This window comes from Agrobacterium sp. GW821-FHT02D03 (assembly GCF_059421725.1).
Genome location: NZ_JBWKVN010000001.1, coordinates 414171 through 427673 on the forward strand (window position 1 = coordinate 414171; position 13503 = coordinate 427673).

General features: G+C 60.0%; 13 protein-coding genes. 8 read left to right on the forward strand and 5 right to left on the reverse strand.

Annotation, left to right across the window (positions count from 1 at the left end):
* Nucleotides 1-18: 18 nt before the first annotated feature.
* From dapF to AC07U5_RS01920, 6 genes are all read left to right on the forward strand, one after another.
* Nucleotides 19-951 carry a diaminopimelate epimerase gene (dapF, locus tag AC07U5_RS01895; RefSeq protein ID WP_494722138.1) on the forward strand — a complete coding sequence of 311 codons (933 nt, stop codon included), beginning with the start codon at nt 19-21 and terminating at the stop codon, nt 949-951.
* Nucleotides 948-2222, forward strand: coding sequence for a tRNA (N(6)-L-threonylcarbamoyladenosine(37)-C(2))-methylthiotransferase MtaB (mtaB, locus tag AC07U5_RS01900; RefSeq protein ID WP_494722139.1), 1275 nt, complete (start codon nt 948-950; stop codon nt 2220-2222). The genes dapF and mtaB overlap by 4 nt, the downstream gene beginning before the upstream one ends.
* A 22-nt stretch (nt 2223-2244) precedes the next feature.
* On the forward strand, nt 2245-3717 hold the full coding sequence (gene ftsY / locus AC07U5_RS01905; protein ID WP_494722140.1) for a signal recognition particle-docking protein FtsY: 1473 nt from the start codon (nt 2245-2247) through the stop codon (nt 3715-3717).
* Between the two features lie 2 nt (nt 3718-3719).
* On the forward strand, nt 3720-4370 hold the full coding sequence (locus AC07U5_RS01910) for a septation protein A (protein WP_062424934.1): 651 nt from the start codon (nt 3720-3722) through the stop codon (nt 4368-4370).
* Nucleotides 4367-4963, forward strand: a complete 597-nt coding sequence (locus AC07U5_RS01915) for a DUF2585 domain-containing protein (protein ID WP_494722141.1) — start codon at nt 4367-4369, stop codon at nt 4961-4963. Before AC07U5_RS01910 ends, AC07U5_RS01915 begins: the two co-directional genes overlap by 4 nt.
* Nucleotides 4964-5056: 93 nt before the next feature.
* Nucleotides 5057-6244, forward strand: a complete 1188-nt coding sequence (locus AC07U5_RS01920) for a GGDEF domain-containing protein (protein WP_494722142.1) — start codon at nt 5057-5059, stop codon at nt 6242-6244.
* A gap of 18 nt (nt 6245-6262) precedes the next feature.
* Here the strand turns inward: AC07U5_RS01920 and AC07U5_RS01925 are convergent, their stop codons facing one another.
* The 5 genes from AC07U5_RS01925 to ccmA all read right to left on the reverse strand — a co-directional run bounded on the left by AC07U5_RS01925 (nt 6263) and on the right by ccmA (nt 9410).
* On the reverse strand, nt 6263-6862 hold the full coding sequence (locus tag AC07U5_RS01925; RefSeq protein ID WP_494722143.1) for a DsbE family thiol:disulfide interchange protein: 600 nt from the start codon (nt 6860-6862) through the stop codon (nt 6263-6265).
* On the reverse strand, nt 6859-7035 hold the full coding sequence (gene ccmD / locus AC07U5_RS01930; protein WP_494722144.1) for a heme exporter protein CcmD: 177 nt from the start codon (nt 7033-7035) through the stop codon (nt 6859-6861). The genes AC07U5_RS01925 and ccmD overlap by 4 nt, the downstream gene beginning before the upstream one ends.
* A 4-nt stretch (nt 7036-7039) precedes the next feature.
* Nucleotides 7040-7801 (reverse strand): heme ABC transporter permease, encoded by a 762-nt coding sequence (locus AC07U5_RS01935; protein ID WP_062424930.1) that lies wholly within the window; start codon nt 7799-7801, stop codon nt 7040-7042.
* 66 nt (nt 7802-7867) lie between these two features.
* A complete protein-coding gene (gene ccmB, locus AC07U5_RS01940) occupies nt 7868-8527 on the reverse strand; it encodes a heme exporter protein CcmB (RefSeq protein ID WP_494722145.1) in 660 nt (219 codons plus the stop codon).
* A 241-nt stretch (nt 8528-8768) separates the two neighbouring features.
* Nucleotides 8769-9410, reverse strand: a complete 642-nt coding sequence (ccmA, locus tag AC07U5_RS01945) for a heme ABC exporter ATP-binding protein CcmA (RefSeq protein WP_494723240.1) — start codon at nt 9408-9410, stop codon at nt 8769-8771.
* Nucleotides 9411-9683: 273 nt separating this feature from the next.
* On the opposite strand from ccmA, the gene acnA reads away from it, so the two are divergent.
* Both acnA and AC07U5_RS01955 read left to right on the forward strand, forming a co-directional pair.
* A complete protein-coding gene (gene acnA, locus AC07U5_RS01950) occupies nt 9684-12377 on the forward strand; it encodes an aconitate hydratase AcnA (RefSeq protein WP_062597382.1) in 2694 nt (897 codons plus the stop codon).
* A gap of 260 nt (nt 12378-12637) precedes the next feature.
* On the forward strand, nt 12638-13420 hold the full coding sequence (locus tag AC07U5_RS01955; RefSeq protein WP_494722146.1) for a DUF1223 domain-containing protein: 783 nt from the start codon (nt 12638-12640) through the stop codon (nt 13418-13420).
* Nucleotides 13421-13503 lie beyond the last annotated feature (83 nt).

Here is a 13503-nt window from a genome sequence, read left to right on the forward strand (position 1 = left end):
TCCAATGGGTGTAGGGACATGACGCAGACGGTCGAATTCGCGAAGATGAACGGGCTTGGCAACAAGATCCTGGTTGTCGATATGCGCGGCCGCAAAGACATGGTCTCGCCGCAAGCGGCCATCGCCCTCAACGCCGATCCGGACACCGCTTTCGACCAGATCATGGCGATCCATGATCCACGCATTGCGGGCACCGATGCCTATATCGACATTCTCAACTGCGATGGTACGAAGGCGCAGGCCTGTGGCAATGGCACACGCTGCGTGGTGCAGGCGCTGGCTGCCGAGACCGGTAAGAAGGCCTTCACCTTTCAGACGGTCGCCGGCATCCTGAATGCCAGCGAGCATCAGGACGGGATGATTTCCGTCGATATGGGTCTGCCGCGTTTCCGCTGGAGCGATATTCCGCTTTCGGAAGAGTTTCACGATACCAGCCGCATCGAATTGCAGATCGGACCCATCGACGATCCCGTGCTGCATTCGCCATCGGTCATCTCCATGGGCAACCCGCATGCTGTCTTCTGGGTGGATCGCGATCCGATGGACTTCGATCTGGAACGGATCGGGCCACTGCTCGAGAGCCATCCGATGTTTCCGGAAAAGGCCAATATCACGCTGGCGCAGGTCATCTCCGACAGCCGGCTTCGCACCCGCACCTTCGAACGCGGCGCTGGACTGACACTTGCCTGCGGGTCGGCGGCTTGCGCTGCCGCCGTCTCGGGCGCTCGGACCGGACGCACCGGTCGTCGCGTCGAGATCGATGTGGCCTCCAGTCCCGTTCGCATTCCGCTTATCATCGAATGGCGCGAAGACAACCACGTCATCATGACCGGTCCTGCCGAGTGGGAGTGGGCCGGGCAGGTCGATCCCGTGACCGGCGCATGGACGCGGGGCTTGGCGACTCAAGAGGTGGGGACTCGAGAGGCGGGCGAGAAGCAGGGCGTCTTATGAGCGGCGTTGAGGTCATAACCTTCGGCTGCCGCCTCAATACCTATGAATCGGAAGTGATGCGGGCTGAGGCCGAAAAGGCGGGGCTCAACAATGCTGTGCTGGTCAATACCTGTGCGGTGACGGGGGAGGCTGTGCGCCAGGCGCGTCAGGCGATCCGCCGGGCGCGGCGCGACAATCCGCATGCGCGCATCATCGTCACCGGTTGCGCTGCCCAGACCGAGAAGCAGACCTTTGCCGCCATGCCGGAAGTCGATGCCGTTCTCGGCAATGAGGAGAAGCTGAAAAGCACCTCCTATCGCGCACTGCCGGATTTCGGCGTTTCGGCGGAAGAGAAGCTGCGCGTCAACGACATCATGAGCGTCAAGGCCACCGCGCCGCAGATGGTCAAGCACATCGATGGGCATGTGCGCGCCTTCATTCAGGTGCAGAATGGCTGCGATCACCGCTGCACCTTCTGCATCATCCCCTATGGACGCGGCAATTCCCGCTCCGTGCCGATGGGTGCGGTGGCGGACCAGGCCCGCAAGCTGACCGAAGGCGGTTATCGCGAAATCGTCCTGACCGGCGTGGATGCCACAAGCTATGGCGCCGATCTGCCGGGTGAGCCCTCGCTCGGTTATCTGGCGAAAACGCTGTTGAAGCAGGTGCCGGATATTCTGCGGCTGAGGCTCTCCTCTATCGACAGCATTGAGGCGGATCGCCACCTGATGGACCTGATCGCCGACGAACCGCGCTTCATGCCGCATCTGCATCTGTCGCTCCAACATGGCGACGACATGATCCTGAAGCGGATGAAGCGCCGGCATCTGCGTGACGATGCCATCCGCTTCTGTCGCGAGGTCCGCTCGCTACGCCCGGATATCGCGTTCGGCGCGGACATGATCGCCGGCTTTCCCACCGAGACCGACGAGATGGCAGAGAATGCCGCCACCCTGGCGGAAGAGTGCGGCATTTCCAGCCTGCATGTCTTTCCCTATAGCCCTCGCCCCGGCACGCCTGCCGCAAGAATGCCGCAACTCGACCGCGCTTTGGTGAAGGAACGGGCGGCAAAGCTGCGCGCGCGTGGGGAGGCGCTGCGCATCGCCCACCTCGAAAACATGGTGGGCAGCGAACAGACGATCCTCGTTGAAAATAACGGTTTTGCCCATACCGACAACTTTACCCTGGTGGCGGCACCCGATCTTGCGCCCCGCACTCTTGCGCGGGTTGTGATTACGGGTCACAACGGTAAGCACTTGAATATGCAATATCTGGCGGCGCAAGCGGCCTGAAGAATCTAGAGACGGAACAGTCATGGCCCTCGGCTTCATCAAAAAAGTCTTTTCGTTCGGCAAGGACAAGGCCGAGACGGATAAGCTGGAAAGCGAAGAGGCCGTTTCTCGCCAGGAGGAGCGTAGCGCCTTCGAAGAGGCGCTAAACGAGGCGGAAGCCCACACGCTGCCCGCCGAAGACCCTGTTCCCGATGTGGAGATGGAAACCGCCGCAGGACCTGCTTCCGACGAGGTCGAGCAGGTGGCTGACGTTGCCGATGCTGACCTCGGCGACGAGCAGGATGAGGAAGACGCGCCGCTTCTGCCAGGGCCTGAACTGGTTGGCGATATCGGCATGGTGCCGCTCTCCCTGCTGGAGGCCGAAGCAGCCGCTGAAGACAGCGTCGATGGTGATGCGCGGGACACGGCGTCTGTCGATGCGCCTCTCAACGAGCATGCGCTGAATGATATTCTGGACGAGGCAGAAGCCGCGAGCGGCATTCCACCTGCTGCTCTGTCTCCTGCCGTTCCGGCAGCTCTTCCAAAGGGCTTTGCGTCGGCTGCGGATCGCGTCGAGCCGGTCGAGGTCGCAGCTGAACTGAAGCTTACCTGGTTCCAGCGCCTGCGTGCCGGCCTTGCGCGCACCTCTTCGCAACTGACGAACCAGATTTCGGCCCTCTTCACCAAGCGCAAGCTCGATGAAGACACGCTGGATGAGCTGGAAGATCTGCTGATCCAGTCCGACCTTGGCGTCGAGACCGCCATGCGCATTACCGGCGCGCTGTCATCGGAGCGCTACGGCAAGGATGTCAGCGGCGAGGATGTCGCAAAGATCATGGCAAGCGAGATCACCAAGGTTCTTCTGCCTGTCGCCAAGCCGCTGGAACTCGATCTGTCGCACAAGCCGCATGTCATTCTGGTGGTTGGCGTCAATGGCACCGGCAAGACCACCACCATCGGCAAGCTTGCGGCAAAACTCTCCGGCTCCGGCCTGAAGGTGATGCTGGCAGCCGGCGATACATTCCGTGCGGCTGCCATCGAGCAGCTGAAGATCTGGGCGGATCGCACCGGATCGGATTTCCTCGGCACCAAGCTTGGCGCCGATGCCGCAGGGCTTGCCTATGATGCCTATGAGCAGGCGCGGGCAAAAAAGAGCGACGTGCTGATCATCGATACGGCGGGCCGTCTGCAGAACAAGACCGAGCTGATGGCCGAGCTGGAAAAGATCGTGCGCGTGCTGGCCAAGCTCGATCCGGAGGCGCCGCATACCGTTCTTCAGACGCTGGATGCGACGACGGGTCAGAACGCCATGAACCAGGTGGAGATTTTCCGCAACGTCGCGGGCGTCTCGGGCCTGATTATGACAAAGTTGGATGGCACGGCGCGCGGCGGTATCCTCGTTGCGATCGCTGCCAAGCATAAGTTGCCGGTCTATTTCATCGGCGTGGGCGAAGGTGTGGACGATCTGGAGCCGTTCGAAGCAGAAGATTTCGCCAAGGCGATTGCGGGAGTTTGAGTATGGATGTTGAGAGCAATCAGCGCGAAAGCGAAAAGATGGTGCGGGAAATCAGCCCGCTCCTGAAGTTCGTTTTAGAACTCGGACCGCTCGTCGTCTTCTTCTTTGCCAACTCCAAGGGCGACTGGCTGGCGGAAAAGCTTCCCGTTCTGCATGAATTCGGCGGTCCGATCTTCATCGCCACCGGCCTCTTCATGATCGCCACCGCGCTCGCGCTCACCGTCTCCTGGATCCTCACCAGAACCCTGCCGATGATGCCGCTGATCTCCGGCCTTGTCGTTCTGGTCTTCGGTGCGCTGACGCTCTATTTGCAGAACGATACTTTCATCAAGATGAAGCCGACCATCGTCAACACGCTGTTCGGCGTCATTCTGCTGGGTGGGTTGTTCTTCGGCCAGTCCTTGCTCGGCTATGTCTTCAACTCTGCCTTCAAGCTGACGGATGAGGGCTGGCGCAAGCTGACGCTCCGCTGGGGCATCTTCTTCCTCTTTCTTGCGGTGCTGAACGAAGTCGTCTGGCGCAACTTCTCCACCGATACCTGGGTTGCCTTCAAGGTGTGGGGCACCATGCCGATCACCATCATCTTCACCATGGCCCAGATGCCGCTCGTCATGCGCCACTCCGTCGAACCCCTGAACAAGGACGACAAATGACCACGACGGTTGTGCCTGCCGACCGCTCGTCTTCGGTCAAGTGGTATTGGGTGGCAGTAGGGCTGCTGCTCGCGCAGATCGTCATTCTCTACATGATGGGCCGCGTTCCAATCTGCGAATGCGGCTATGTGAAGCTGTTCGAACCGGGGGTGAATACGCCCGGTAACTCACAGCACATCGCCGACTGGTACACGCCGTCCCACATCATCCACGGCTTCCTGTTTTACGGGTTTGCCTGGCTTCTCTTCCGCAGCAAGCCCTTGTCGTTTCGGCTGTCTCTCGCCGTTCTGGTCGAAGCGGCCTGGGAACTGCTTGAAAACTCCCCGATCATCATCGATCGCTACCGCAATGCCACCATGGCGCTCGGCTATAGCGGCGACAGCATTCTCAATTCGGCGATGGACACGGTCTTCATGATCGTGGGCTTCTTCTTTGCTGCACGCGTGCCGGTGTGGCTGACCGTTCTGATCGCGATTTTCTTTGAGATTTTCACCGGCTGGTTGATCCGCGACAACCTCACCTTGAATGTCCTGATGCTGGTCTGGCCGGTGGATGCCATCAAGGAATGGCAAAATGCGCTTCCCGGCGCCTGATCTCACGTCATTCTGCAGTAAGGCGGAGGCTTTGTTAAGAAAGGTCCGTTAGAACTGCGGACCTCTCCCTTTCCATGCGCGAAGGCCGACGTCTTGCAGGATAATTTTGCCTATCTGCTGCCCTTCATTATGGTTACATTCGGGTCCGTTTTCCTCGGCTTGCAGGTCATGGGCTTTCGCGCCGGTCGCTACTGGGGTCTCGGCTACATTCTGGGTGCTGTCGGCTTTGCCCTGCCGATGGTTCTGCCGGAGAGTTTTGATCTTGTCGGGGCACTACTGGCCAATTTCGTCTTCCTTGCCGCCTTTGTCCTTTATGGTCACGCTCTTCTCCTCCAGTTTGGAGCGCCGACCTATGTGACGATGCGGCTCGGTGCTGCCGCCGTGGCCTATCTTGCCGTCTGCTTCTTCATCCTGGTTCAGCCAAACCTGCGAAACGAGCTTGCGACATCGGATCTGGCGCTTGCGCTCATTCTTGCCCCGTCCATTTTTCTCGTTCGCCGCAAGATACGAAACCTGATGGACAAGGTTCTGCTGGTCGCTGTCTCGCTGGTGGTCGCAGAGACGTTGATGCGGGTCGGCATATTCCTGTGGTTTACGACCGGCTCCTCGCCGGAAAGCGTGGGTGCCTATTTTACCTCGGATTATTCCTATCTGGCGCAGTTCACCGCCAGCATCTGCGGCTTCCTCATGGCGCTTTCGGTGCTCGGTAGTGCGATAGCCGATGTTATCGAACAGCACCGGCTGGAAGCAGACCACGATCCGCTCACCGGGCTTCTTAATCGGCGGGGTTTCGATCTTTCCGCTCCGGACTTCCGGTTGACGCCACTGCCTTCAGGCGCAGTTCTGATTTGCGATATCGATCACTTCAAGTCGGTCAATGACCGCTTCGGTCATGCCACCGGCGATCGGGTGATCGTCGCGCTTGCATCGCTTCTGAAGGAAACTCTGCCGGCCAGTGCCAAGGTTGCGCGTTTTGGCGGGGAGGAATTCGTCGCCTATGTTCCAGACATGCCGGCCTCGCAGCTTGCGATACTGGCCAATATGGCGCGCAGTGCCTTTGCCGTCCGCAACTGGTCCGAAGGTCCGTTTCCGGTCCATATCACCAGCAGCTTCGGTGTATCCGCCATCGCGCTTGGCGACCACTCCATCCATGATGCGATTTCGCGGGCCGATGGCTTCCTCTACAGGGCGAAGGAAGCGGGCCGAAATCAGGTTGTCCAGGAAGGAATTGCGCTTCTGGGTGTCACGCCTGTTCCAAGCCTCAAAGTGGTTGCCAGCTGACGACTATCACCGCTGCCATCAATCGCCGGCAGCAGCGCTTTCGATTGCCGGGATCAGTTCACGCTCATAGGTCGTCACGTCGATCGGGCCGACCTTCTTGTAGAGGATCGTGCCATCCGGACCGACGAGATAGGTTTCCGGAATGCCGTAGACACCCCAGTCGATCGCCGCCCTGCCATTTGGATCGATGCCGATGGCGGCATAGGGATTGCCGAGTTCGCCAAGAAAGCGCACGGCGTTGTCGGCCTTGTCCTTGTAATTGATGCCGACAATGTTGAGGCGCCTGTCCTTCGACAACTCCTTCAGCATCGGGTGCTCCTGCCTGCAGGGCACGCACCAGGAGGCAAAGACGTTGACCAGCGTCAGCTTGCCGGTAATGGCCGCATCGGTGAGCGCCGGTACATTGGAGCCCTCCAGTGGCGGCAGCGCCAGCGCAGGCGCCTTCGTGCCGATCAGTGCCGAGGGAATGGCGCTGACATCGAGGCCGTTGACGTCCTGCTCATAGAGCATCTTGGCCGCAATCGCGGCGAAGCCACCAAAGACCAGCAGCGGCAGGAGTGCGAGCACGTAGCGCGAGCGACCGCGCGATGCGGAAGGAGAGGCTTGTTTGTCGCTCATGTCGAGGATGCCTCGGTTTTGGCCGGACGGGAGCGGCGGCGGATGCCGAGCGCTTCCAGCTCCTTCAGTTCGCGCTTGCGCGCGCGTCCGTCGAGCCAGACCCAGGCAATCAGCCCCAGGACGATCAGGCCGGTCAGCGCGTAGGACATGCCGATGTAAAAGGCGTGGGTCATGGTGTCACGCTCCCCTTCCGGCAGCACGCGCGGCAAGGCGTCGTTGCGCGGCGATGCGCCGGCGCATGATCTCGTTGCGCATGGCGGCAAGATGAAGCGTGAAGAACAGCAGGGTGAAGCCGACAGCCATGGTCAGCAGCGGCCAGAGGAATTCCGGATCGATGGCCGGGCCATCCATGCGCATCACGCTTGCCGGCTGGTGCAGCGTATTCCACCATTCGACGGAAAACTTGATGATCGGGATGTTGACGAAGCCGACGAGGATCAGAACCGCACTGACGCGCGCCGCCTTTGACGGGTCGTCCATCGCCTTGTTGAAGGCAATCAGGCCGAGATACATCAGAAACAGAATGAAGACGGAAGTCAGGCGCGCATCCCACACCCACCATGTGCCCCACATGGGCTTGCCCCAGAGCGAGCCGGTGATCAGCGCAATCAGCGTAAAGGCAGCACCAATCGGCGCTGCGGATTTATGGCTGACATCGGCCAGCGGATGGCGCCAGACCAGCGTGCCGATGGCAGAGAGCGCCATGACGGTGTAGCACATCATCGAAAGCCAGGCGGCGGGCACATGCACATACATGATGCGTACCGTATTGCCCTGCTGGTAATCGCCGTCCGTTGAGAAGGCGAGATAGAGGCCAGCCAGCAGACAAAGGGCTGAGAGCCCCGCAAGCCACGGCAACAGGCGTGACGACAGCGCCAGAAACCGTGTGGGATTGGCGAGATCGCTGAATTTGGTGATGGCTAGGCTCGTATTGGTCATGGCATCTTTCTGGCCGCGGGCAAGGCCCTTTTACAATGCGGACGAAGCCGCGGCAATTGATCCTTGTCAATCGGCGGAATTGCGCAATGCCAAAGCTGCGAAGAACGGACCGACCACCGATGAAAAGAGCGTGATGGCAATCAGGATCAGGAAGGGCGGCATGAAGGGGGCCGGATCTTCCACCGCGGCATAAGACGCACTGACGCCGAAGATCAGCACGGGGATGGCGAGCGGCAGAACGAGGATCGACACCAGCAGACCACCGCGTGGCAGCGCCACGGCAACCGCCGCACCAACCGCGCCGATGAAGGTAAGGGCCGGCGTTCCGACAAGCAGCGTCAGCATGACGGCGCCAATGGCGACTTCACCCATATTCATGAACAGGCCGAGAAGCGGCGAGGCGACGACCAGCGGCAGGCCGGTTGCGGTCCAGTGCGCCAGGCATTTGATCAGAACCGTCAGCACCAGCGGATTTTCATGCATCAGGATCAGATCGAGAGAGCCGTCGTCGCGTTCTGCCTGGAACAGGCGGTCGAGGCCGAGGAGGGCTGCGAGCAGCGCGCCGATCCAGACGATGGCAGGTCCAATGCGAGACAGGAGATTGAGGTCCGGTCCGACACCGAAGGGGATGACGGCGACGACGGTCATGAAAAAGAGAACGCCGATCAGCGCGCCGCCGCCGGCGCGGATGGAGAGTTTGAGGTCTCGTAGGAAGAGGGCGATCATCGTGGCGTACTCCCTCTTTTGGGAAGTCTGTGCTGGGGCTTTGGTTGCTGACCCCCCTCTGCCCTGCCTGGCATCTCCCCCTCAAGGGGGGAGATCGAATCGCGGCACGGTCTCGCCCCTCTCAGCTCTTGAAGACGGAGCGGAGAGCACGCCTCTTGCAGATCTCCCCCCTTGAGGGGGAGATGCCCGGCAGGGCAGAGGGGGGTACTGTCTGCGACGAAGGTGGTAACGAAAGAGCCCATCAATAAACCTCCTCCACCCCAGCAAACCCCGTCATCCGCAATTCCTGTGCCTCCTCCAACCCCAGCGGCTGGTGGGTTGCGGCAATCACCATTCCGCCCTTGGCAAGATGCGCCTTCACCAATCCGGTGAACATCCGGTCCGCTTCCGCATCCAGCGCCGCCGTCGGTTCATCCAGGATCCAGATCGGCTTCCACGCCACGAGCAGCTTCGCCATGGCGAATCGCCGCTGCTGGCCGGCGGAGAGATAACCGAAGGGCAGGTGGGTGATGCCGGCAAGCCCGACAATGTCCGCGGACTCTTCAATCGATACAGACGGCGTGCCGTTGAAATCACCGAGAAAGCGTTTCCAGAAGGACAGGTTTTCGTAAACCGTCAGTTCCTGCTTCATGGCGTTGCGGTGGCCAAGATAGTGGCTGACTTCGGCGGGACGAGTGCCCTTTTCTATTCCTTCGCCGGCTATCTTTATGGTGCCCGCCTCGGCGGGCAGGAGCCCCGCAAGGACGCGCAGAAGCGTGGATTTGCCCGATCCGTTGGGGCCTGTGAGAACGAGAGCGTCGCCATCCGTTAACTGGAGAGAAACGTTCATGAATATGAAATCTTCGCCCCGTCTGACGCCAAGATTTTCCGCTGTCAGATGCACTGCTCCGCCTCGTTTAAGAATTTCATCATCTCGATCAAAAAAAATCGAAATTAGCCGTTCGTTGGTCTGGCACGTTTTAGCGAAATTATCTATATGGGTCTCAACCACGCCAGCGGCCGGCGTGAACATCACCTAGCGCCGGACCTGAATGTTGCGGAAGCAATTTTCTCGTGCGGACAGCGGAAATGGTCGTACCCGCATCCTGATGTGCATGATAGTGCATAGGTGTCCGCACGCGCGTGTTGGCTATCAGAATGAACGGGGTTTATAACCGTGGCAAAATCTCTCGACAGTTTCAATTGTCGTTCCGTTCTTACCGTCGACGGTAAGGATTATGTCTATTACAGCCTGCCGAAAGCGGAAGCGAACGGCCTTAAGGGCGTCGCCAATCTCCCCTATTCGATGAAGGTTCTCTTGGAGAACCTGTTGCGCAACGAAGACGGCCGTTCGGTTCGCAAGTCCGATATCGAGGCTGTTGCCGAGTGGCTGAACAACAAGGGTCTGAAGGAAGCGGAAATCGCCTACCGTCCTGCCCGCGTTCTGATGCAGGACTTCACCGGCGTTCCTGCCGTCGTTGACCTTGCAGCCATGCGTGATGGCATCAAGGCGCTCGGTGGCGATCCTGAAAAGATCAACCCGCTCGTGCCCGTCGACCTCGTCATCGACCACTCTGTCATCGTCGACGAATTCGGCAATGCCAACGCCTTTGCCCGCAACGTCGAACTGGAATATGAGCGCAACGGCGAGCGTTACCGCTTCCTCAAGTGGGGCCAGCAGGCGTTCAAGAACTTCCGCGTCGTTCCTCCGGGCACCGGCATCTGTCACCAGGTGAACTTCGAATATCTCGGCCAGACCGTCTGGACGAAGGATGAGGATGGCGAGACGATCGCTTATCCGGATACCTGCGTCGGCACCGACAGCCACACGACCATGATCAACGGTCTTGGCGTTCTGGGCTGGGGCGTTGGCGGTATCGAAGCCGAAGCGGCCATGCTCGGCCAGCCGGTTTCCATGCTTCTGCCGGAAGTCATCGGCTTCAAGCTGACGGGCACGCTGAGAGAAGGCGTCACCGCAACCGACCTCGTTCTGACCGTCGTGCAGATGCTGCGCAAGAAGGGCGTCGTTTCCAAGTTCGTCGAATTCTTCGGACCTGGCCTCGACACGCTGCCGGTTGCAGACCGTGCGACCATCGGCAACATGGGCCCGGAATATGGCGCGACCTGCGGCTTCTTCCCGGTCGATACCGCAACCGTCGGCTATCTCGACATGTCCGGCCGTGCGAAGGATCGTATCGCACTCGTCGAAGCCTACTCCAAGGCGCAGGGCATGTGGCGCGACAATGACGGCTCGCAGCTCGTCTTCACCGACACGCTCGAACTCGAACTCGGCGACGTCGTGCCATCCATGGCCGGCCCGAAGCGTCCTGAAGGCCGCCTGCCGCTCGAAACCATTGCACCGAACTTCGCAACGGCTCTCGAAAACGACTACAAGAAGCCAGGCCAGCTCAACACACGTTACGCGGTCGACGGCGAAAGCTACGATCTCGGCCATGGCGATGTTGCCATTGCAGCCATCACGTCTTGCACCAATACCTCCAACCCGTCGGTGCTGATCGCTGCCGGCCTTCTGGCCCGCAACGCGGTTGCCAAGGGTCTGAAGTCCAAGCCTTGGGTCAAGACCTCGCTTGCACCTGGAAGCCAGGTCGTGGCGGAATATCTGGAAAAGGCTGGCCTGCAGAAGGAGCTCGACGCGCTCGGCTTCAACCTCGTCGGCTTCGGCTGCACGACCTGCATCGGCAACTCCGGCCCGCTGCCTGCGCCGATCTCCAAGACCATCAATGACAAGGGTCTGATCACCGCTGGCGTTCTCTCCGGTAACCGTAACTTCGAAGGCCGTATCTCGCCCGACGTTCAGGCGAACTACCTCGCTTCCCCGCCGCTCGTCGTCGCCTATGCGCTGGCCGGTACGGTGCAGAAGGACCTGACCACGGAGCCGCTCGGCGAAGACCAGAACGGCAACCCGGTATACCTGAAGGATATCTGGCCGACCTCTGCGGAAGTCCAGGAATTCATCCAGAAATACGTCACGCGCGAACTGTTCGAAACCAAGTATGCGGACGTGTTCAAGGGCGACGAAAACTGGCAGGCCGTGCAGGTTCCCGATGGCCAGACCTATGCCTGGGACGACAACTCGACTTACGTCCAGAACCCGCCTTACTTTGTCGGCATGGGCAAGAAGGGCACCGGCCTCAAGGACATCAAGGGCGCTCGTGTTCTCGGTCTCTTCGGCGACAAGATCACCACCGACCATATTTCTCCGGCCGGTTCGATCAAGGCAGCGTCTCCTGCCGGTGCATACCTCACCGAAAACGGTGTGGCGGTTGCCGACTTCAACCAGTACGGCACGCGCCGTGGCAACCACGAAGTGATGATGCGCGGCACCTTCGCCAACATCCGCATTCGCAACCACATGCTTGGGCCGAACGGTAAAGAAGGTGGCTACACCATCCACTATCCGTCCAAGGAAGAGATGTCGATTTACGATGCTGCGATGAAGTACAAGGACGAGGGCGTTCCGCTCGTCATCTTCGCCGGCGTCGAATACGGCAACGGTTCTTCGCGTGACTGGGCGGCAAAGGGCACCAACCTGCTCGGCGTCAAGGCTGTGATCGCGCAGTCCTTCGAGCGTATCCACCGCTCCAACCTGGTCGGCATGGGCGTCGTGCCCTTCACCTTCCAGGAAGGCACGACATGGGCAAGCCTTGGCCTGAAGGGTGACGAGACGGTTACGATCGAAGGCCTCGAAGGCGAGATCAAGCCACGCGAAACCAAGATCGCCAAGATCACCTACTCGGACGGCACAGTGAAGGAAATTCCGCTGCTTTGCCGCATCGATACGCTGGACGAAGTGACCTACATGGACAATGGCGGCATTCTGCAGACCGTTCTTCGCGATCTGGCAGCCTGATCCCACAGTCCAAAGACATCGAACGCCGGGAGCAATCCCGGCGTTTTTTTGTGGCCTGCGGGGCAGCATCTTCCGAGGGTCTGATCGGTCCGAAGGAGCGGGTCTTAACCCTTCCCTTTTCGCCTTCAAATGACGCCTGCGAAGCTCACCCCATCGTGACTTCCTCTTGAACAGAGTTCGAGGCTATTTTCCGCCTTGCCACCATACCCGAATTGATTGCATCAATGGTTCGGACCGGCCTTCAGACAAGGGTTCACGCTATGCCGAATATAATTGGCCCGCAGCGAAGCGGCATTTTCAGAAACGGGCTTCGCAGCGTTGGCGTTTCCGTATGCCTGTTCGGTGGGCTTTCTGCGGGTGCAGCCTATGCTCAGGACGGGCTTAAAGGCGTGGTCGAGCTCTTTACCTCGCAGGGCTGCGCCTCCTGCCCGCCGGCAGACGCCAATCTGCGCAAGCTTATCCAGAATGGCGATGTGATCGGACTGTCCTATCATGTGGACTACTGGAATTATCTCGGCTGGACCGACTCGCTGGCGTCGAAGGAAAATACCGAGCGGCAATATGGCTATGCCCGCGCGCTTGGGCGCAACAATGTCTATACGCCGCAGGCGGTCGTGAATGGGCGTGACCATGTGAAGGGTGCTGATATCCAGACGATCTACCGCCGCCTGGACGATTTCAACAAGTCGGGCGAGGGCTTGAACGTGCCGATCAGCACCGAGCGCGTCGGCGATGAGATCGAGATCGATATCGGTGCCGGTCAGGGCAAGGCGGAGGTCGTCGTCGCCTATTTCAACCGCGAGCAGGTCGTCGACGTGCAGAAGGGGGAGAACCAGGGCAAGACCATCTCCTACTGGCACAGCGTCTATGATGTGCAGACGGTCGGCATGTGGGATGGCAAGGCCATGACCGTGAAGCTACCGGCAAGCGTCATGAGCAAGGCGAAGTCCGGCGGCTGCGCCGTACTGCTGCAAAAGATGGATGCGGCTGGCAATCCATCGGCCATCGTCGGCGCGAATGTGCTGATGCAGTCAGAGGGATAAGACGAGATTTTTGGGGATCCCCGCTGGGGGGAGATCCGGCCCGGGCATTGGGGGCTGGGGGTAAAGGGTCAATGCACCGGACC

Bases quoted from the DNA above. Each gene is read 5' to 3' on its own strand.
- ccmB (WP_494722145.1), bottom strand. From the start codon at position 8,527: ATGATCGCCCTCTTCCTACGAGACCTCAAACTCTCCATCCGCGCCGGC.
- AC07U5_RS01915 (WP_494722141.1), top strand. From the start codon at position 4,367: ATGACCACGACGGTTGTGCCTGCCGACCGCTCGTCTTCGGTCAAGTGG.
- dapF (WP_494722138.1), top strand. From the start codon at position 19: ATGACGCAGACGGTCGAATTCGCGAAGATGAACGGGCTTGGCAACAAG.
- AC07U5_RS01910 (WP_062424934.1), top strand. From the start codon at position 3,720: ATGGATGTTGAGAGCAATCAGCGCGAAAGCGAAAAGATGGTGCGGGAA.
- ftsY (WP_494722140.1), top strand. From the start codon at position 2,245: ATGGCCCTCGGCTTCATCAAAAAAGTCTTTTCGTTCGGCAAGGACAAG.
- AC07U5_RS01955 (WP_494722146.1), top strand. From the start codon at position 12,638: ATGCCGAATATAATTGGCCCGCAGCGAAGCGGCATTTTCAGAAACGGG.
- AC07U5_RS01925 (WP_494722143.1), bottom strand. From the start codon at position 6,862: ATGAGCGACAAACAAGCCTCTCCTTCCGCATCGCGCGGTCGCTCGCGC.
- mtaB (WP_494722139.1), top strand. From the start codon at position 948: ATGAGCGGCGTTGAGGTCATAACCTTCGGCTGCCGCCTCAATACCTAT.
- ccmD (WP_494722144.1), bottom strand. From the start codon at position 7,035: ATGACCCACGCCTTTTACATCGGCATGTCCTACGCGCTGACCGGCCTG.
- AC07U5_RS01935 (WP_062424930.1), bottom strand. From the start codon at position 7,801: ATGACCAATACGAGCCTAGCCATCACCAAATTCAGCGATCTCGCCAAT.